At 69.8% G+C, this 20,048-nt stretch carries 18 protein-coding genes; 9 read left to right on the plus strand and 9 right to left on the minus strand.

Translation table 11 applies throughout. From position 1 onward, the window contains the following. Positions 1-9 precede the first annotated feature (9 nt). The 8 genes from L8M95_RS10730 (at position 10) to L8M95_RS10765 (ending at position 11,121) form a co-directional block, all read left to right on the plus strand. On the plus strand, positions 10-1,311 hold the full coding sequence (locus tag L8M95_RS10730; protein ID WP_260486134.1) for an NUDIX hydrolase: 1,302 nt from the start codon (positions 10-12) through the stop codon (positions 1,309-1,311). Beyond that, on the plus strand, positions 1,308-3,959 hold the full coding sequence (locus L8M95_RS10735; protein ID WP_260486135.1) for a hypothetical protein: 2,652 nt from the start codon (positions 1,308-1,310) through the stop codon (positions 3,957-3,959). The genes L8M95_RS10730 and L8M95_RS10735 overlap by 4 nt, the downstream gene beginning before the upstream one ends. Continuing rightward, positions 3,956-5,791 carry a murein biosynthesis integral membrane protein MurJ gene (gene murJ / locus L8M95_RS10740; RefSeq protein WP_260486136.1) on the plus strand — a complete coding sequence of 612 codons (1,836 nt, stop codon included), beginning with the start codon at positions 3,956-3,958 and terminating at the stop codon, positions 5,789-5,791. Before L8M95_RS10735 ends, murJ begins: the two co-directional genes overlap by 4 nt. Positions 5,792-5,880: 89 nt before the next feature. Next, positions 5,881-7,521 (plus strand): protein kinase family protein, encoded by a 1,641-nt coding sequence (locus L8M95_RS10745; protein ID WP_260486137.1) that lies wholly within the window; start codon positions 5,881-5,883, stop codon positions 7,519-7,521. Between the two features lie 52 nt (positions 7,522-7,573). Continuing rightward, the gene (gene sigM, locus L8M95_RS10750; protein WP_260486138.1) at positions 7,574-8,233 is read left to right on the plus strand and encodes an RNA polymerase sigma factor SigM; all 660 of its coding nucleotides are present in this window, start codon (positions 7,574-7,576) and stop codon (positions 8,231-8,233) included. Positions 8,234-8,477: 244 nt separating this feature from the next. Continuing rightward, a complete protein-coding gene (gene trxB / locus L8M95_RS10755) occupies positions 8,478-9,410 on the plus strand; it encodes a thioredoxin-disulfide reductase (protein WP_260486139.1) in 933 nt (310 codons plus the stop codon). A gap of 58 nt (positions 9,411-9,468) precedes the next feature. Further along, positions 9,469-9,813, plus strand: coding sequence for a thioredoxin (trxA, locus tag L8M95_RS10760; RefSeq protein WP_260486140.1), 345 nt, complete (start codon positions 9,469-9,471; stop codon positions 9,811-9,813). Positions 9,814-9,930: 117 nt separating this feature from the next. Beyond that, positions 9,931-11,121: an N-acetylmuramoyl-L-alanine amidase gene (locus L8M95_RS10765; protein WP_260486141.1), complete on the plus strand. Its 1,191-nt coding sequence runs from the start codon at positions 9,931-9,933 to the stop codon at positions 11,119-11,121. On the opposite strand, the gene L8M95_RS10770 is transcribed toward L8M95_RS10765, so the two are convergent. From L8M95_RS10770 to rpmH, 9 genes are all read right to left on the minus strand, one after another. Next, positions 11,109-11,810, minus strand: a complete 702-nt coding sequence (locus tag L8M95_RS10770; protein WP_260486142.1) for a hypothetical protein — start codon at positions 11,808-11,810, stop codon at positions 11,109-11,111. The genes L8M95_RS10765 and L8M95_RS10770 overlap by 13 nt on opposite strands. Continuing rightward, positions 11,807-12,925 (minus strand): ParB/RepB/Spo0J family partition protein, encoded by a 1,119-nt coding sequence (locus L8M95_RS10775; RefSeq protein ID WP_260486143.1) that lies wholly within the window; start codon positions 12,923-12,925, stop codon positions 11,807-11,809. Before L8M95_RS10775 ends, L8M95_RS10770 begins: the two co-directional genes overlap by 4 nt. After that, positions 12,922-13,866 (minus strand): ParA family protein, encoded by a 945-nt coding sequence (locus L8M95_RS10780; RefSeq protein WP_260486144.1) that lies wholly within the window; start codon positions 13,864-13,866, stop codon positions 12,922-12,924. Before L8M95_RS10780 ends, L8M95_RS10775 begins: the two co-directional genes overlap by 4 nt. A 101-nt stretch (positions 13,867-13,967) precedes the next feature. Continuing rightward, the gene (rsmG, locus tag L8M95_RS10785) at positions 13,968-14,750 is read right to left on the minus strand and encodes a 16S rRNA (guanine(527)-N(7))-methyltransferase RsmG (protein ID WP_396118708.1); all 783 of its coding nucleotides are present in this window, start codon (positions 14,748-14,750) and stop codon (positions 13,968-13,970) included. A 139-nt stretch (positions 14,751-14,889) separates the two neighbouring features. Continuing rightward, positions 14,890-15,378, minus strand: coding sequence for a R3H domain-containing nucleic acid-binding protein (locus tag L8M95_RS10790; RefSeq protein WP_260486145.1), 489 nt, complete (start codon positions 15,376-15,378; stop codon positions 14,890-14,892). A gap of 129 nt (positions 15,379-15,507) precedes the next feature. Then, complete coding sequence (yidC, locus tag L8M95_RS10795; RefSeq protein WP_260486146.1) at positions 15,508-16,698, minus strand: membrane protein insertase YidC; 1,191 nt, start codon at positions 16,696-16,698, stop codon at positions 15,508-15,510. 16 nt (positions 16,699-16,714) lie between these two features. Next, the gene (gene yidD / locus L8M95_RS10800; RefSeq protein WP_260486147.1) at positions 16,715-17,020 is read right to left on the minus strand and encodes a membrane protein insertion efficiency factor YidD; all 306 of its coding nucleotides are present in this window, start codon (positions 17,018-17,020) and stop codon (positions 16,715-16,717) included. Beyond that, entirely contained in the window at positions 17,017-17,379 is a 363-nt protein-coding gene (gene rnpA, locus L8M95_RS10805; protein ID WP_260486148.1) for a ribonuclease P protein component, read from the minus strand. The genes yidD and rnpA overlap by 4 nt, the downstream gene beginning before the upstream one ends. Before the next feature lie 18 nt (positions 17,380-17,397). After that, positions 17,398-17,541, minus strand: coding sequence for a 50S ribosomal protein L34 (rpmH, locus tag L8M95_RS10810; protein WP_007629603.1), 144 nt, complete (start codon positions 17,539-17,541; stop codon positions 17,398-17,400). A gap of 530 nt (positions 17,542-18,071) precedes the next feature. On the opposite strand from rpmH, the gene dnaA reads away from it, so the two are divergent. Continuing rightward, positions 18,072-19,580 (plus strand): chromosomal replication initiator protein DnaA, encoded by a 1,509-nt coding sequence (dnaA, locus tag L8M95_RS10815; RefSeq protein WP_396118712.1) that lies wholly within the window; start codon positions 18,072-18,074, stop codon positions 19,578-19,580. Positions 19,581-20,048 lie beyond the last annotated feature (468 nt).

Genomic DNA, 20,048 nt, shown 5'->3' on the forward strand with positions numbered 1-20,048 from the left:
CATCGATGGGTGTCCGAAGCCGATCGTCCCGCCGAGCCGCGCGCCACAGCGCCGCGGCGTCGTCGCGCACGTCGGTCCGCCGGACCCGGAACCACCGGGCGCGAATCCACTGGTCACACGCGGGACGGCGCCGCCGCGAAACCCGCCGACGGCGCGCGCAACGCCCAGGGTGACAAGTCCAGATCAGCGGCTCAGAACACCTCCGGTGGTGCTGGCCAGAAGTCCGGCAAGGGGGGTCAGTCCGGGCCCTCCGGTTCCTCCGCCCCGACCGGCGACGGCCAATCCCGGCAGGGTCGGCGCCGCCGCCGCGGGGGACGCGGTCGCCGCGGCGGTCGGGGACAGGGCCGCGCGCCCGAGAACCAGAACCAGTCGTCCGGTACCGACGCCACCCACACGGTGAAGTCCGGCGACGGCACCGCCGGTGCCACCGCCCGCCAGACCCCCCGGCACCCGCGTCAGCCCGGCCGACCCAAGTCGGGCGGTGCCCAGGCGAGCTCGGCCAACACCACGCGGACGTCCGCTCCCTCGAAGGCCGGCGGCGGCTCCGGGTCCAAGGCCGGCTCCAAGTCCGGCGGCAAGGGCGGGTCGAAGGCCGCGCCCAAGACCACCAAGCCCGGCGCCCACCAGGGCGGCAAGGCCGGCGTCAAGAACGCCCGCGGTGGTCGCGGGGGAGCGCGGCATCCCCGCGGCGGCCAGCGCCTCAAGACGGTGCTGGAGACCTCGGCCGGCGGCCTGGTGGTCCGGAATCTCGCGCACGCGGCGGACGGCCCGGACGCCGACCTGTCGCGGCTCGAGGTCGCGCTCATCGGTCGCCTGGACCGCCGCAACCGGATGCTGTGGTCCATGCCCAAGGGACACATCGAACCGGGGGAGACCGTCGCGGAGACCGCCCGGCGCGAGGTGCTCGAGGAGACCGGGGTCGACGGCACCGTCCTCGCACCGCTGGGCACCATCGACTACTGGTTCGTCGCCGAGGGCCGACGCATCCACAAGACGGTCCACCACCACCTCATCCGCTACGACCACGGCGAGTTGTGCGACGAGGACCCGGAGATCACCGAGGTCGCGTGGTTCGCGTTCGACGACCTGCCCAGGCGCCTGGCCTACCCGGACGAGCGTCGCCTGGTGGAGTCCGCGCGCACCCTGCTGCCCCGACTCGCTCGTGCAGAACTGGCAGGTGACAACCCGCCCCCCGCCGACGCGCAGAAGGTCGACCCCTCCCGGCGGGCGGACGGCCCCGAGCCGGTCCGCCGGACCGGGGCGCCCGGCGTGACCCCCCGCGACGACGCGCCGGAGGAGTCCGGGCCGTGATCGCGCGGCCGGTTGGGCGCGCAGTCCGGGCGGTCGTCCCGACGGCGTTGTGTGCCGCGCTGGCGGTGGGGCCGCTGTGGGGTGTCCAGCCGGCCGGCGCGATCACCCCTGAGCAGGCCGCGGCCGCCGGGTACATCCCCACTCCGGCGCCGGCGCTGGCGCGGATCACCATCGACGAGATCTCCCCGCGCGTCCTCGACGGCGCGGGCGGCGCGTCCGGGACGGGTGAGGTCGCGGTGGGGACCGAGGCCGGGGTCCCGGTCGTCACGGTGTCCGGGACGATCGCCAACGTCGGCGAGCTCCCCCTCGAGTCGGTCGACGTCCGCCTCCAGCGCGGGCCCCGTGCCGCCGACGCGGAGGCCGTCCGGGAGCCGCTGGTGTGGTCGGAACCGTCGTTCGGGGTCCGTGGCGAGTTCGTGCGGGTGGCAGAGGCCGTGCCGCCGGGGGAGTCGGTGTCGTACCGGATCTCCATGCCCGCCCGCGAGATCGTCGGAAGTACCGCACCCGACCTGCAACTCACCGAGCCTGGTGTCTACCCGCTGCTCGTCAACGTCAACGGGACCCCGGAGGGCGGTTCGCCCGCGCGGCTCGACGACGCACGCACCCTGCTGCCCGTGCTCGAGGCACCCCGGCCGGCGGCGCTTCCGGGGGTCGACGACGAGGTGGGCGCCCCCGGGCCGGCGGACGTGCCCGGACCGGTACCGGTGCCGCTGACCATGCTGTGGCCTCTGGCCGCGGCCCCCACGCGGGTCGCGACGGTGCCCGGCGCGGAGGGCCCGGACCCGGTCGTGGCCCTGACCGACGACTCGCTCCTGCGGGAGCTGGCCGAGGACGGCCGGCTCACCGGGCTCGTCCGGGCGGCCGACGAGGCATTCGACGGCGCGGGCGGGCGGGACCTGCGACGGGCGGTGTGCCTGGCCGTGGACCCGGACCTCCTGGGAACCGTGTCCGAGGTGGCCGACGGACGGACCGTACTCATCGGCGACGGCTCCGGCAGGAGCGACGGCGGAGGCTCTTCCACCCGGACCCGGGGCGAACGGGACGACACGGAATGGTCCGGTCCCGAGGATCCCGGGGCGGTGGCCGCGGACGCCCGGCGGTGGCTCGACGAGTTGCGGGCGCTCGCCGAGGGCGGTTGCGTCGTGGGTCTGCCGGCGGCCCAGGCCGGCCTCGAGGCCGTCGGGGCGGTGGGTTCCACCGAACTCACCCGCGCCGCGCTCGACAACGCCGACGCCGTCGAGCGGATCCTCGGGGTGGCCCCCGTCCCCGACACCCTGGTCCCCGCGTCGGGGACCCTGCTGCCCGGCACCGCCGAGGCGCTGAACGAACCCGACATCACCGCCGTCGTGGCCGCCCCGTCGACGCGGACCGACACCGGCCTGGTCCCGCCGCCCGGGCTGGTGGGGCTGGCCGGGGCCGGCCGGGCGCTGACCTACTCGGCGACCGTCGGCTCGACTCTCGCCGCGACCGGGGCAGCGCCCGAGAACCCACGGTATTCCGACCCCGACACCCGGTACTGGCTGACGGCCGACTCCGCGGCGGCCCGACTGCAGGACGCCCGCGCGGCCCTGCTCGCCCCGGTGGTGGACGCCGTCGATACGGCCGCCGCTGCCGGACCCGTCCCCATCCCTCCTCTCGACGCGATCGGCGCCGATCCCGCCGGACCGTCCACCGGTGATTCCCCCGCCGCCGGCGCCGCCACCGGACCCGCCGCCGCAACCGACCCCACTGCCGACCCCGCCGCCGATCAGGGCGTGCTGGCCGTGCCGCCGCAGGTGTGGAGCATCGACGGCGACGCCGCGGGATCGCTGCTCGAGTCCCTCGGCGCCCAGCTCGAGGCGGGCAGGATGCGCGCGCTCCCGCTCGCCGAGCGCCTGGCGGGCCCGGTCACCATCCCGGACGGCTCGCTGGCGGACGACCCCACGGGGGCCGTCGACCCGGGTGCGATCGACCTGGCCGGGGCGGACCGGCGCGTGGCCGACGCACTGCGGGGGGTCGGCACCCTGCGCTCACTCGTTGACACCTCCGACCCCACCTCGGCGGACGCCCGGTTCCACCTCGACCCGATGGTCTCCGATGCCCTCCGGGCCCTGTCGGAGACCGGCCGGCGAGCCGGGGGGGACGGGACGTCGCCCGGGTCCGGCACCGGTGAGGTCGCCCGGGGCCGGACCGCTGCCCGACTCGAGCGGCTCGAGCGGACGGTCGCGGACTCTCTCGACCGGGTGGACCTGCTCCCGCCGGGCAGCGTGTTCACCATGGCCAGCCCCAACAGCCCTTTGCTGCTGGTGACCCGCAACGCGCTGCCGTTCCCGGTACGCGTCGGCGTCACCGTCACCGCGCCGGCCGACATCCGGGTGGACCCGGTGGGGATCATCCAGATCCCCGCCTCGGGATCACGGACCCTGCAGGTCCCCACCCAGTCCGACGCCGAGGGCGGCGCCCGCCACACCGTCGCGTTCGTCCTCGAGGGACCCGACGGGCGCCCGCTGTCCGAGCCGGTCGAGTTGTCCGTCCAGACCGGTGGCTACCCGGTGGCGCAGGCGTTCGCGCTCGCCGCAGCGGCCCTCGCCCTCGTCCTCGGGGGTCGGCGGTACCTGCGCTACCGTCGGGGCATCCTCGACCCCGCGGACGAAGGGCACCGACCGTGAACGACGAGCAGGGGTCCCCCGGACCCGAACTGCGCAGACCGGACCCCGGGCTCCGGGGCCGACGCCGTGAGTCGGGCAGCAGCGTGCTGCCCGGCCCGGTGTCACCGCCACCGGTCGCCGACTCGTTCTCGCCCGACGCCGCGCCCGCGTCTCCCGGGTCGGCGGCGCCGGAACAGTCCACCCCGCCGGGCGGGGGGACCGGGACGCGGACCCGGGACTCCTCCGACGCCTCGGTGATGCGCTCGACCGGATCGATGGCGGTGGCGAACCTCGCGAGCCGCATCACCGGGTTCGTGCGGATGATCCTCATCCTCACCGTGCTCGGCCCCGCGGTCGCGTCCGCCTTCAACACGGCCAACACACTGCCCAACATGATCACCGAGCTCGTGCTGGGCTCGGTCCTCACCGCCATGTTCATGCCACTGCTGGCCAGGGCAGCGCAGGAGGACGAGGACGGGGGAGTGTCGTTCCTCCGGCGCCTGCTCACCGTGACCTCGGTCCTCGCGCTGGGGGCGACGGTGCTCGCCGTGGCCTGCGCACCACTGCTCACCGAGCTCAACCTGGGTGACGGCGAGGTCAACACCGACCTGGCCACCGCGTTCGCGTTCCTCCTACTGCCGCAGATCTTCTTCTACGGCGTGTTCTCGGTGATGCTCGCGGTCCTCAACTACAACGGGATCTTCCGGCCCGGGGCCTGGGCGCCGGTGTGGAACAACCTGGTGGCCATCGCGACGCTCGTGCTGTTCGCGGTGGTCGGCAGCGGGATCGACCCGGCGGCCCCGGTCAACCTGCTCAGCGCCCCCATCCTGCTGCTCGGTCTGGGCACCACCCTCGGCGTGATCGTCCAGGCCGCCGTACTGGTGCCGGCCCTGCGCCGCGCCGGCGTCGACCTGCGGCCCCAGTGGGGTCTGGACCCCCGCATCAGGCAGTTCGGCGGTCACGCCCTGGCCGGCGTCACCTACGTGCTCATCTCCCAGGTGGGCCTGGTGATGACCAACCGCATCGGTTCGGCCGCCGACGAGGCCGCCATCGCGATCTACCAGACCTACTGGCTGCTGTTGCAGGTCCCGTACGGGATCATCGGCGTCACCCTGCTCACCGCCATCAACCCGAGGCTCGCCGACAACGGGGTGGCCGGCCGCAACGACGCGGTGGTGCGCGACATCTCGCTGGGGACGCGGCTGTCGCTGTTCGGTCTGCTCCCGATCATCGCGTTCATGACCGCGTTCGGTCCGACCATCGCGACCGGCCTGTTCCGCTACGGCAACTTCGACGCCGAGAGCGCGCAGGTCCTCGGCCTGACCCTGGCCTTCGGTGCGTTCACCCTGGTCCCGTACGCGATCGTCCTGCTGCAGCAGCGGGTGTTCTACGCCCGCGAGGACTACTGGACGCCCACGGTCATGATCCTCGCGATCACCGTCGTCCGCGTGATCCTGTCCCTCATCGTCCCCGCGGTCGCCGAACAGCGCTCCCACGTGGTGATCGGACTGGCCCTGGCCAACGGCATCGGCTGGGTCATCGGCGCCGTCGCCGGGTTCATCCTGCTGCGGTCGAAGCTGGGTTCCCTGCGCGGCCGGGAGACTCTCCGGTCGGCGTCGTGGACCCTCGGCGCGTCGATCGTCGGTGCCCTGATCGCGCTCGTCGTGGACACGATCCTGCCGATGGACACCCTCACCGACGCGGTCGGCAGCATCGGCTTCGTCCTGCGGGCCGGTGTCGCCGCCGTCATCACGCTCGTGGTCACCGGTCTGATCCTGTCGCGCTCCCGCCTGCCCGAACTCGACTCCATCACCCCCGTTCTCCGCGGGCTGGTGGGACGTCTGAGGCGATAGTCGAACCCCCGGGGGGCCGGTACGTACACTCGGGGATCACGAGCGGTGCCTCCTGGTGGGCTGCCGCACCAGGCGAGGAGGGTCATCGGGTGGGTGAGCAGACTGGAGCCCCGGCATCGGACTCCTCCCCGCCGCCACCTCGTCTCACCGTCGGCGGTCTGGTCTCCGGAGGGAGATACGAACTCCTCGAGCCCTGCGGCGGTGTCGCCGGACAGAGCTTCTGGAGGGCCCGCGACCGACGCCTGGGCCGGTTCGTCGCCCTGACCTTCGTCGACCCCCTCCCCGGCGAGCAGCCACCGGGTTCGGCGACCGGCGTGCTCGACCGGACCGTCGCCCTGACCGCGGTCTACGCCGACGGATTGGCGCGCGTGCTCGACGTCATCCGCGGCCGGGCGGGCGGCATCGTGGTCTCGGAGTGGATACCCGGACGCAGCCTCGCGGCGGCGGTGACCGAGCCGGATCCCGACTCCGCCGTGGGCGCGGTGTGGGACCTCGCCGACGCCGCGACCCGTGCCGAGCAGGCGGGACTGGCCCTGGGCCTGGACTCGCCCGACCGGATCCGTCTCACCGAGGACGGGCGCGCCGTCCTGGCCTTCCCCGGGGTCCGCGCCGGGGCCGACGCCCGAGCCGACGTGCAGGGCCTGGGCGCCACCCTCTACGCGCTCCTCGCCGGGTCGTGGCCGCTCCCGCTGCCCGAGGGCTCCGATCGGCACGAACCCACGGACGGTCGGCCCGGGGCCGCCCCCAGGGACGACGACGACGAGGTCCTCGACCCCACGGTCGCCGGTTCCGGGGTCGCGCCGGAGTCCGCGGTGCTGGCCATGCGGTCCCTCGACGGGTCATCGGTCAGCTCGGCGGCCACCGTCAGGGCCATGGTGACCGACCGCGTCGGCGGGCCGGAACGGGCCGCCTCCCGACCCACGTACCCGGTGGGCCCACCCACGACACGCTGGGCGGCGGAGGTGGATCCCACACCGGAAGCTGGGTCGTACCCGCAGCCGTATGCGGAGCCGGATCCGGAGGTCCAGAAGCGCCGGTGGCAGATCATGGCCGGGACCGGTGCTGCCGCGGTCGTGGTGATCGCGTTGCTGTTCGCGTGGATGCTCGGCGCGTTCGGCAGCGCCGGCAACGACACCCCGCTCGCGCAGCAACTCGACGCCATCGAGCGGGCCGCCCAGGCCAGCCGCGCCTCGCAGGCCGCCGAGCCCGCCGACGACGGATCGGCCGCGGACGAGGGCGAGGAGAAGACGACACCGGAGGACGCCCCGTCCACCCCGGTCACCGTCTCGACCGTCACCACCTGGCAACCCCCGTCCTCGAACGGCACCGCCGAGAACGCGGGGAGCGCTCCCGACGTGGTCGACGGCGACCCGTCCACCTCGTGGTCCAGCGACACCTACCGCTCACAGATCGGGGACGGACCGTCCGCCTACAAGCCGGGTATCGGCCTGATGCTCACCCTCGACGGCGAGCAGGAGGTACGCCGGGTCGTCCTCCGATCCCGGGACGACGACGTGCGCTTCGAGGTGCGGTCCTCGCCCACCGCCTCACCGACGTCCCTCGACGAGACCACGCGTCTCGGGACAGGCACCGTCCGTGACGGCACGGCGACCGTCACGATCGACGAGCCGGAGAAGGCCGAGCACCTCCTGGTGTGGATCACCCGTCTCGGGACGTCCGGGACAGATGCCTACGAGGCCACGATCACCGAGGTCGAACTGACCCGCTGACGGTCCGGGGAGAGACCCCCACGCCGGGCCCGGCCGGGTTACGGTGACGGCCGTGAACACCGGTACCGCCGCCCCGACCGCGGCGAGTCCCCGCGCACTCCACGGTGCGGATTCGCCCATGCGTGCGGAGTCGCCTGTGCGGGCAGCGTCGCCTATCCGTGCAGAGTCCCCGTTGACCGACGTGGAACTGCTGGACGCGCACGTCGCCGGAGACCCCGACGCCTTCTCCGCCCTGGTCCGGCGGCACTACGACTACCTGTGGCGACTGGCCATCCGTACGTCGTTCAACCGCGATGACGCCGCCGAGGCCCTGCAGGAGGCCCTCGTGTCGGCCTACCGGAAGGCTGACACGTTCCGCCACGCCTGCCCCGTACAGGGATGGCTCTACCGGATCGTCGTCAACGCCTGCCTGGACAAGATGCGGTCGCAGCGTCTGCGGACACACACCCAGCTCACGCCGGCCCTGCACGAGCAGGTCACGCTACGCGACCACTTCTACCAGGACCCGGCGTACGCGATCATCGTCGCCGAGGCGTTGGCGGAGCTTCCCGGGGATCAGCGGGACGCCGTCGTTGTCGTCGACATGCTGCGGTGCACCGTCGCCGAGGCGAGCCACCTGCTCAACATCCCCCCGGGCACCGTGAAGAGCCGGTGCTCGCGCGGCCGCGCGAAACTCAGCGTCCTGCTCGAGGGAGTCACCCTCACGAACTGAGCCGGTGGTCACTTCCGCCTGTGGGACCTCCCGACAGTGGGCACCCGCCGTCAGTGGGACCTCCCGTCAACGGCCCCGTCCTGTGGGCCACCACCGCCGCCCCGGGGGTGTTCGTCCCGTCACCCGGCGCACGGGGGCGGGAACAAGCCGGGGCCCCGGGGTGTTGTGGCCTTGAGAAGGCCTGGCACCGTGATACAGGTCCTGACGATCAACCGCCGACCCGCGCGAGGAGCCCAGAGAACTCATGAGCGACACCGTCCACGACGTCATCATCGTCGGATCCGGCCCGGCCGGCTACACCGCCGCCATCTACTCCGCACGGGCCGAGCTGAAGCCGGTGGTGTTCGAGGGCTCCCAGTTCGGCGGCGCGCTCATGACCACGACCGACGTCGAGAACTTCCCCGGTTTCGCCGAGGGCATGATGGGCCCCGACCTCATGATGCAGATGCGTGAGCAGGCCGAGCGGTTCGGCGCCGACCTCCGCATGGAGGACGTGACGTCCATGGACCTCGCCGGGGACATCAAGACGGTCCGGGTGGGCGAGGAGGAGCACCGCGCCCGCGCCGTGATCCTCGCCATGGGAGCCGCAGCACGCTATCTCGGCGTCCCGGGGGAGCAGGAGTTCCTCGGCCGCGGTGTGAGCTCGTGCGCCACCTGCGACGGGTTCTTCTTCCGTGACAAGCCGATCGTCGTGGTCGGCGGCGGGGACTCGGCGATGGAGGAGGCCACATTCCTCACCAAGTTCGGTTCCTCGGTGACGATCGTGCACCGCCGCGAGGAGTTCCGCGCCTCCAAGATCATGCTGGAGCGGGCTCGCGAGAACGAGAAGATATCGTTCGTCCTCAACACGGCCGTCGACGAGGTCCTGTCCGGAGCGACCGGTTCGGTCGAGAAGCTCCGTCTGCGCAACACCGTCACCGGTGAGACGAGCGAGCTCGAGACCGCCGCGATGTTCGTGGCGATCGGCCACGACCCGCGCTCCGAGCTGGTGCGCGACCAGGTCGAGGTGGACGAGGACGGGTACGTCCTCACCGGTCAGACCACCGCCACCTCCCTCCCCGGCGTGTTCGCCTGCGGCGACCTCGTGGACCACCGTTACCGCCAGGCGATCACCGCCGCCGGTTCCGGCTGTGCCGCGTCGATCGACGCCGAGCGCTGGCTCGCCGAACAGGCGTGATCCGCGAATCGTCCTGAACCCCCAGGACCCCATCACCCACCCCGAAAGGACCGCCATCATGGCCGACACCCCGAACATCATCGACGTCACCGAGGCCGACTTCGCCGACTCCGTCCTCGCCGCCAGCGGCTCCAAGCCGGTACTCGTCGACTTCTGGGCCACGTGGTGCCGCCCGTGCACCATGATGGCGCCGGTCCTCGACGAACTCGCCGGCGCTGAAGCGGACAAGCTCACCGTCGCCAAGGTCGATGTCGAGGCCAACCAGGAGCTCGCCGCCGAATACCAGATCACGGCGATCCCGGCGATGCTGCTGTTCCAGGAGGGCCAGCCGGTCAAGCGCATCACCGGCGCCAAGTCCAAGTCCGCGCTGCGCTCCGAGCTGGGCGACGTTCTCGGGGCCTGAGCACCCCGGCGCCGCCCCCTCCCACGGGCCCCTGTGCCCGGCACGGATCGGGCGTGTCCGAGGGCGAGACGGTAAGTTCATCCGGGTACCCATCACGAGGAGAGCGGGAGGAGACCCATGGCGTGGAGGCGTGGTGACCGTGGGCCAGAGGTGGCCGCGATCAGGGCCACCCTCGCGGGCATGGGTCTGTTGCACAATATCGAGTCGGTCGGGGTCACCGAGCCCGAGACCGGGTCGGTCCTGGCGCGCACCGACGCCGTCTTCGACGCCGACCTGGAGACGGCCGTTCTGGCCTTCCAGCAGGCCCGTGGGCTGATCTCCGACGGAATCGTTGGTTCGGCCACGCAGGCGGCTCTCGACGACGCCAGCCATGTCCTGGGCACCCGGGATCTGAGTTACATCGTCTCCAAGCCGATGGCCGGGGACGATATCGCCCAGCTGCAGCGTCGGCTGGGCGAACTCGGGTTCTACGCCGGCCTCGTGGACGGGACCTTCGGGCCCCTGACCCACGCCGCGGTCACCGACTTCCAACGCGACTGCGCCCTGCCGGCGGACGGCGTGGTGGGCGCGGACACCCTCGACACCCTCAGCCGCTTCTCCACCCTGTTCAAGGGCGGCGATGTCGCCTCACTCGTCGAGAAGGAGCGCGCCCGCACCTCCGGGCCGATGCTCGCCGGCAAGCGGATCGTCCTCGATCCCGGCCCCAGCGGCTCGGAGAATCCCATCCGGATCGACACCCCGTACGGGACGATCACCGACGCCGAGCTCCTCTGGGACATCACGCGGCGGCTCTCCGAGCGGATGAACCAGGCCGGCGTCGAGGTCTTCCTCTCCAGGCCCGAGGCGATGATCCCGACCGATCCCGAGCGCGCGGAGATCGCCAACGCCTTCAACGCCGACCTCATCCTCTCGCTCCGCCTGGACCGTCACCCCAACCCGGTGGGCAACGGGGTCGCCACGTTCTACTTCGGCAACTCACTCGGTGCCGAGTCCATGCTCGGTGAGGCCCTGTCCGGCTTCATCCAGCGAGAGATCGTCAGCCGCACCACTCTGCGTGATTGCCGGACCCATGGCCGCAGCTGGCCGCTCCTGCGGATGACCCGCATGCCCTCGGTGCAGATCTTCCTGGGTTACGCCTACAACCCAGAGGACCTCGCGATCCTCGGGGATCGCGATGCCCAGGACACCATCATCGATTCGATCCTGGTGGGTGTGAAGCGGCTCTATCTTCTCGACGAGGACGATCACCCCACCGGGTCGATGTCCGTCGACGACCTCATCGACTACGAGCAGCGTCAGCGCGACTGACCCCGGTGGCGCGCCGCCACACGGTGTCCCTGAACACCTGCCCGTGCCGACGCTCCCGACAGCACACCCAGCCGCCGCGTAGCGAATCCGTGTTCCGCGAAGAGCTGATCGAGAGCGCGCTCCACGTCCGCCTTCCACAGGTGCTCGCTCTCGATATCCAGACGGAGGCGAGGGTGTGTCTCGTGGGGAGCGACCACTGTGAACCCGTGCTCCACCAGAAAGCTCATGGGCGCCACGCAGGAGTCGGCGCCGCACCCGTCACGTGACGTAACCGGCCCGGGGTCCTCGGACGTGATCCCAAACGCCTCGATCGCCTTGATTCCGCGGCTCCGCACGTTGACGACGACGGCATCGAGCAACGAGGTCAGGATCCCGGCGGGTGCTCCGTGTTCCACGCTCATCCCCGCCAGCAACACTGCATCCGCTCCGACGGGTGAGGTCGGGAAACACATCGCCCTCGGCACCATGCCCGGGGGAGCATAGAACGCGGCCGCGGTCGACCTGTCACCGTAGGTGGCGAGCTGGCCGCAGACACCCCACTCCAAGGACACGTGCGAAATCCACGCCTCCTTCTCGAACTCGGGATCACCGGGGGAGTGGTCACCGTCGGTCTGCCAGTACACACAACGACGGGCCTGTGGACCCAGATCATCCACCGCCGTCAGGTCCAACGATCGAATGGAGATCATCGCGGAGATCCGGTCGACCCGCCCTCGAGTAGCGCGAGCACCCGTGCCAGATCGTCCGCGTCCCCCACATCGATCGTGATGCGACCCTTGCGTCGGCCCATGGTCACCGACACCGATGTCTCGAAGCGGTCGGATAGTCGACCCGCCACCGCCTCCAGCTCAGGGTTACGCTGGCGTCCCCGCGGTGTAGGCGCGGGCTTCCCCGTGTCATCCCCGGGTTCCCGGTTCGCCAGAGTGACGAGTTCCTCGGTTGCTCGTACCGAGAGCCCCTCCGCGACGATCCGTGCCGCCAACTCGTCCTGCGCGGACGCACCGGCCTCCAGCCCCAGGAGAGCCCGGGCGTGCCCTGCGGACAACACACCTGCGGCGACCCGGCGCTGGACCGCCGTCGGGAGCTGGAGCAGGCGGATGCTGTTGGTGATGGCGGGCCGGGACCGCCCGATGCGCGTCGCCAGCTCCGACTGGGTCACGTCGAACTCCTCGAGCAACTGCTGGTACGCAGCGGCTTCTTCCAGTGGGTTGAGCTGAACTCGATGGATGTTCTCGAGTAGCGCGTCTCGCAGCAGATCCTCGTCGTCGGTCTGCCGAACGATCGCCGGGATCGTCTCGAGCTCGGCCCGCTGACTCGCCCGCCAGCGGCGCTCACCCATGATGAGCTGATACCGGCCGCCCGGCACTTCACGGACGACGATCGGCTGGAGCAAACCGAACTCTTTGACGGAGTGCGCGAGTTCCGCCAACGCCTCTTCGTCGAAGTAGGTTCGCGGCTGCTTTGGATTGGGCTCGATCTCGCCGGGGGAGATCTCCCGGTAGACAGCCCCCGGGTCGACGAGCTCGGCGGTTTCACGTGAAACATCGGAGTCATGAACGCCCGCGGACGCCGTGGTCCCGGCGTCGGAGACTACGTGGTCGGCCCCGCGTACGCCCGACGCGGCCGGACGACCACCACTCGCCGCACCGGCGCGAGGTCGTGGAGGGGTCGTACGGGGGCCACCATCACGCGGTCCGAGGATGACGTCCGCTGCGTCGCTCCCGAGACGCGGACCCTCATCGGGACCGGTGGGGATGAGAGCTGCGAGCCCTCGGCCGAGTCCACCCTTGCGCTGCTGACTCATCGGTTCTCCTCCGGGCGCTCGACGCCCTCAGCTTCTCGCGAAACGGTCGACGAGACCAGGCGATCCGGTCCGACGGGTCCACCACGGGCATTGATCTCACGGGCGGCGTCGAGGTACGCCAGAGCACCTCGTGAGCCGGCGTCGTACTGCAGGATCGTCATTCCGAAGCCGGGGGCCTCTGACACCTTCACGCTGCGCGGGATGACCGTCCGCAACACGGTCTCACCGAAGTGCGTGCGGACCTCACCGGCCACCTGCTCGGCGAGCTTGGTCCGACCGTCGTACATGGTGAGCATGATGGTCGAGATCTCCAGCTCCGTGTTCAGGTGCTGCTGGATCAGCTCCACATTGCGGAGGAGCTGGCCCACGCCCTCGAGAGCGTAGTACTCGCATTGGATGGGAATGAGCACTTCCCGGGCCGCGACCATTGCGTTGACGGTGAGAAGTCCGAGCGAGGGCGGGCAGTCGAGAAAAACGTAGTCGATGCCGAGTGACTGCAGGTCCTCCGGAAGAAGGACCTCCGCCAGGCGCCGCTCCCGCTGCGGCAGACCAACCAGTTCGATCTCCGAACCGGCCAGATCGATGGTCGCAGGAACGCAGAAGAGACGTTCGGCGTGCGGACTCTTCTGCATCAACTCGTCCACGGACGCCTCCCACATCAGGAGGTCGTAGCTCGAGGGTGTTCCCTCCCTGTGGTCCACACCCAACGCAGTGCTCGCGTTGCCCTGGGGGTCCATGTCGATCACGAGAACGCCCAGCCCGCCGAGCGCGAGTGCTGCCGCGAGATTGACGGTGGACGTCGTCTTCCCCACGCCACCCTTCTGGTTGGCGATGGTGATGATCCGAGGCGAGGCGGGGCGGGGGAGAGCCGGGGCTGACCCATGGAGCACCTCGTTCGCCTGCCGTGCGGCTGCGAAAATCGGGGTCTCGTCTTCGGACATCCGTCACCTTTCGGGTTCCATCGAAGCGCGGCGCGCTACCGCCGATCCGATATCATTGTTTCACGTGAAACCGACATCGAGCGCCGGCCCGTCGGGCCTGATCAACTCCGGCGACCGCGTCCTCGCGATCGGGAGCCACGGCCACCCATCCTAGTCGCCAGGGTGCCGATAACCAGCCTCGTAGGTTCCGCATCGGGGGCGGCGACCGTCTCCACGCGGACATCCTCGAAACCCAGCTTGCGTAGAGCGGCCCGGTCCCGGTCCACCTCCTCGAGCGCCGATTCACCCTTGAGGGCGACCATGCGTCCGCCCACCCGCAACAGCGGAGCAGACCAGCCTGCGAGTTTCGCCAAGGGCGCCACTGCGCGCGAGGTCACGACATCCGCCTCACCGGCCTCGGCGATCACCGACTTCTCCTCTGCACGCCCACGGATGACGCGGACATCGATCCCGAGGTGATTGATGATCTCCTCAAGGAAGGTCACCCGTCGGAGCAGCGGCTCGACAAGAGTGATCGACAGATCCGGGCGGGCGAGGGCGAGCGGGATTCCGGGTAGCCCCGCCCCGCTTCCGATATCCACCACCGACTCCGAGCGTTCCAACTGGGATGCGGCGGCTGCACTGTTGAGGACGTGACGATCCCACAGACGCGGGCGTTCGCGGGGGCCCATCAGCCCGCGCTCGAGACCTGCGGACCCGAGAAAATCGACATAGCGAATTGCCAGCGCGAGACGGTCTCCGAAGACATCGGCAGCAGCCACGGGAGTGGGCGGCATCACGGTCGGGTCGACATCGCCATCAGCGCGGTTGCCGTCCTCGCCGAGCGCACCCGCTGAGCCGTCGCTGTCACGTGACGCTTCGTGGTCCGTGTGTCCGTTCATCATGTCGCTGCCTCCTCGCGGCCCATTGTCGCCGCGGTTTCACGTGAAACACGGGCGTGAATCACACCCGTGTCATTACTCCTGCGGAAACGGATCAGGGGTGCGAACCGTCCGGTTCACACCCCTGTCTCGTGCCCGGCCCTCACTCCGGCAGCACGACCACCCGCCGGTTCGGCTCGACCCCGGTCGAGTCCGAGGTCACGCCCGCGATCTCGGCGATCGCGTCGTGAATGATCTTCCGCTCGAACGGCGTCATGGGCTCGAGTTCCTCCGGCTCCCCGGACCCGAGGACGCGCTGCGCGGCCACGCGCCCCGAGTCCGTCAACGCCTCGCGTTTGGCTTCCCGCCACCCAGCGATGTCGAGCATCAGCCGACTCCGGTCACCCAGCTCTTGCTGCACAGCCAGGCGAGTCAGTTCCTGGATCGCGTCGAGGACGGCCCCGTCCGACCCGACCAGTGTGTCCAGATCATCGCCGCCCACGATGCTCACCACCGCCCGATCGCCCTCCACGTCCAGGTCGATGTCCCCGTCGAAGTCGAGGATGTCGAGAAGCTGCTCCAGATAGTCACCTGCAACCTCGCCCTCCTCGACCAATCGTTCCTCGGACACCTCGATGTTCCTCTTGGACATGGACCCGCCTCCGTCGTGACCGCCGATCGCCGCCCCCCGGAGAGGGCGGCGAATAACTACCCCAAGTATGGGACAAGGTCCCCGACACCGGAGCATCGGGGACCTTGTCCATCGCGTTTCCCAATCGGGTCAGCGCTTCTTTTTCTTCTTCTTGTTCTGGGGACGCGAACCCGACCCCTTCTGGGCCGGCCTGGTCCGCTGACCACCGGGGGCCTGAGGTCGCTGACCCGGACGCGGGGCGGAACCCGGGGCGTCCGCCGGACCGGACCCGCGGCCGTGAACCTCGCCGTCGTCGACCGTCGCGGTACCGACCTCCGCCGTCGGACCCGACACTCCGGCAGTACCCGATGCAGACGGCCGGCTCTTCTTCGAGTTGCTGGGCTTCACGCCCACCCGGGGAGCCAGCGCCTTCTGCTCTTCACGACGCTGCAGGGCGGCGGCATCGTCCTCCTTGGCCATCTTCTCGTACAGGAAGTACTGCTGCCCGAGGGTCCAGAGGTTGTTGGTGACCATGTACACCAGGATCGCCATGGGCCAGAACGCACCGGTGACCAGGATGCCGATGGGGAAGGCCCACAGCATCAGCTGGTTCATGATCTTGGCCTGGGGGTTGGCCGCGGCCTCCGGCGACTGCCGCGAGAGCGAGATGCGAGCGTTGAAATGCGTGGTGACCGCCGAGACGATCATCAACGGGATGGCGACGAGGATGATGTTCCACCGCGCGAAGTCCAGCATGGCGCCGGGCTCGACGAATGCCTGGAACTGCTCGACCGGCTGCGAGATGAAGGACGACAGCGGTGCTCCGAACAGACGGGCATCGAGGAAACTCTGAACCTCGTCCGCGCTGAACACGTAGTTGCCCGTGTTGCGGGTCTCTTCCGCCGTCATCCCCAGTGCACCGAACTGCGAACCCATCCGGTTGAACGACCGGAGCACGTGGAACAGACCGAGGAACACCGGGATCTGGATCAGCATCGGCAGACAGCCCAGCAGGGGATTGAACCCCTCCTGCTTCTGGAGCTTCCGGGTCTCCACGGCGAGCTTCTCGCGGTCGTTCTTGTACCGCTTCTGCAGCTCCTTCATCTTGGGCTGCATCTCCTGCATCTTGCGGGAGAAACGGATCTGTTTGGCGGCCGGCCAGAACAGCAGCGCTCGCAGGGTGAAGACGAGGAAGATGACCGACAGTGCCCAGATGACACCGTTGGAGTCGGGTGCCTCGACCCAGGGGAGCAGTCCGCCGACGAAGGCGAAGATCTTGTGCCAGAACCAGAGAATCCCCGAGATCGGGTAATAGACCAGAGGGTTGGTGATGAACGACATGGGTGTGGAGTCCTAGCTACGTTCGAGAATTGTCGGAGTGCTCGTCATGCTCGTCATGCTCGTCACAAGGCGGATCAGGCGCCCGGGGCCGGGGTACCGGATCCCAGCCACCCGGGGTCCACGGACCGCAGCGCAGCACGCGCCACACCGACAGCCAGGTGCCGTACCAGGCACCGTGGACGCGGACCGCCTCGACGGCGTAACTACTGCACGTGGGTTCGAACCGGCAGCTCGGCGGGGTCCACGGGGAGATCCCCTTCTGGTAGAAGTCGAGCATCCACAACAGGACCCGCGCGAGGGGGCCCGGCCGCCCGGAGCTCACGACGAGCCCCTGGCGCGGGCGGCCGCGGCGGCCAGCCCGGCGCGCATATCCCGCACGAGGTCGTCGTGCGTGGCACCGGCCGACGCGGGGTTGGCGCGGATGACGACCATGAGGTCGTCCCCGGCCTCCTCCACGAGGTCGGCCGCGATATGACGAAGCCGCCGGCTGACGCGGTGACGAGTCACCGAGTCCCCGACGGCTTTGCTCACGACCAGCCCGAAACGCGGACCGCCCACGCGGACATCCGAGGAGTCCACGTGGGCGTGTACGACCATGGTGCGGCGGCCCTTCCTGGCACCCTTGCGCACCACCGTCGCGAAGTCAGCGGAACGGTGGAGCCGGTGCGTCCTGGGGAGCACCCGCCACCCCGGCCGGAATCAGGCCGTCAGCGACGCGCGGCCCTTACGCCGGCGAGCGCCGACGATGCCGCGACCGGCGCGGGTGCGCATGCGCAGACGGAAGCCGTGCACCTTGGCACGACGACGGTTGTTCGGCTGGAAGGTCCGCTTGCCCTTGGCCATGGTTGGCTCCTCACGTGAAGTCGGCGCCGTGACCGGCGCCCGATCGAGTTCGAGACGTCGTCGAATCACCGGAGACGGCGGCACCACGACGCGCCGAGCGCCCACGGGCGCACGACAGACTTTTCAAGATTACGCGCCCGGAGCGTCACCCACCAAACCGTGTAATCCCACTCGTCTCACTGATACCAGTTTGCTGGCCAGAACGACACGCCTACGGCCGCGATGCTTGACATCCGGCCTCCAGTCACTCTTGAGGGTTGCCCCGTTGATCGTCGTGTTGTTACCGTCGTTCCTCAAGCGAGCCCCACGAGGGCTGGAATAACCTAGATTCTTCACAAAACTCCCGGCCCTCCCACTGAAGCCCTCCCCGTGTACAGACGGGAGGGGTCTGTCTTCCCACAGCTGTGGACAACCATGTGGATACCTCAGTGGACCTGGGTCGGAGCCTGTGGATAGAGTGTGGCTCCGGCACCGCCGGCCACCCGGACCACCGGCGACGCCCGACACACGACGAGAGGAGACCGCCCACCGTGTCTCCAGAACTCGAACACGTGTGGAGTGCCGTCCTCGACAGACTGACCGATCCGGAACTGGCCAGTGACGACAACCCGGCCCTGTCCCGCCAACAGCAGGCGTGGCTCCGGCTCGTCCAACCGATCGCCGTGGTCAACGGGTTCGCGATGCTCGCCGCTCCGTCGGCGTTCGCCCGCGACAACATCGAGTCCGTCCTACGCGGACCCATCACCCGTGCCCTGAGTTCCCAGCTCGGCGAGCCCATCGACCTGGCCGTCAAGGTCGACACGTCACTCGCCGGGGGACAACCTCCGACGGACGACGACTCCGGCCAACCCGAGATCACCGCGGACGACATCCACGGACCGGGCGACGAGGACGAACATCCGCCGGCGACCACCCGCCCACGGCGGATGACCGAGGAGCAGATCGCCGCCGAGCGTCTCCTGCACGGCAGCGACCGCGACGAGGCGTTGTCGGCCGCGACCGCGCCCGGTCTCAACGAGCGCTACACGTTCAGCGCCTTCGTGCAGGGAAACTCCAACCGGTTCGCCCGGGCCGCGGCGCTCGCGGTCGCCGAGGCCCCGGCCCGTGCGTACAACCCGCTGTTCATCTGGGGCGAGTCGGGACTGGGCAAAACCCACCTGCTCCACGCGATCGGGCACTACTCCCTGCGGATGTACTCCGAACAGAAGGTCAAGTACGTCTCGACCGAGGAGTTCACCAACGACTTCATCAACTCCGTCCGTGACGGCCGCCAGAACATGTTCAAGAAGCGGTACCGCGAGGCGGACATCCTCCTGGTGGACGACATCCAGTTCCTCATCGGCAAGGAACAGGTGCAGGAGGAGTTCTTCCACACCTTCAACACGATCCACAACGCGCAGAAGCAGATCGTGATCTCGTCCGACCGGCCGCCCAAACAGCTCCAACCGCTCGAGGATCGCCTGCGCACCCGCTTCGAATGGGGTCTGATCACCGACATCCAGCCCCCCGAGCTGGAGACCCGGATCGCCATCATCGACAAGAAGGCGAAGTCCGAGAACTACGTGGTGCCGAGGGACGTCCTCGAACTCATCGCCACCCGCGTGCAGCGCAACATCCGGGAGCTCGAGGGTGCACTCATCCGGGTCGTGGCGTTCGCCTCCCTCAACGGCCACGAGATCGACGTGCCTCTCGCCGAGGTCGTCCTCCGTGACGTGGTGTCCGACGACGACTCCCTGCAGATCTCGGCGGCGACCATCATGGCGGTGACCGCGGAGTTCTTCTCCACGAGCATCGACGAACTGTGTGGCACCTCCAAGACCCGGTCACTGTCGCGCGCCCGGCAGATCGCCATGTACCTGTGCCGCGAGCTCACCGACCTGTCGCTTCCCAAGATCGGCGTCACCTTCGGCGGCAAGGATCACACGACGGTCATGTACGCCCAGCGCAAGATCCTCAAGGAGATCAAGGACGACCGGCGCACGTACGACCAGATCCAGGAGCTCACTGCCCGGATCAAGGAGCGTTCGCGGTCCCTCTGAGCTGCGCAGCAAGCCTCAGCGTGGCCGCACGACCTGCGCCGCATCCCCTTCGCGTGCCGTCTCGGACGAGCACGACCCATCACCCGACGGCGTCCTCACCCCGGGGTGCGATGAACCCGGGCCGCCGCAGATGCCCGTAGAGGCCCCTGGGCGTCCGCCTACCGTCTCCGGCGTCGCGACCCGACCGGATACACGCCCCGATTCGACCGGAAGTTCTCGCGCGGCAGGGGAAAATGTGTCCACGCCGGGCCCTCCGGGCTCGATTCGACAGCCGCTGCCGGGTCGTTGCTCGCGCCCCGGTGCGCGGTGTCCCACCATTCCGCGACCCCGCGCACACCCTTTGTCACACCCTTCACAGCTGTGGACAACCCTGTGGAGTCTTGTGGACCAACGGTGGACAAGGGGTGGACCAAGACTTGTGATTCCACCGGGACCCGCAACCAAATCACAAGATCGCACTCATCCGTG

The sequence above is a fragment of the Dietzia sp. B32 genome (assembly GCF_024732245.1).
Taxonomy (GTDB): domain Bacteria; phylum Actinomycetota; class Actinomycetes; order Mycobacteriales; family Mycobacteriaceae; genus Dietzia.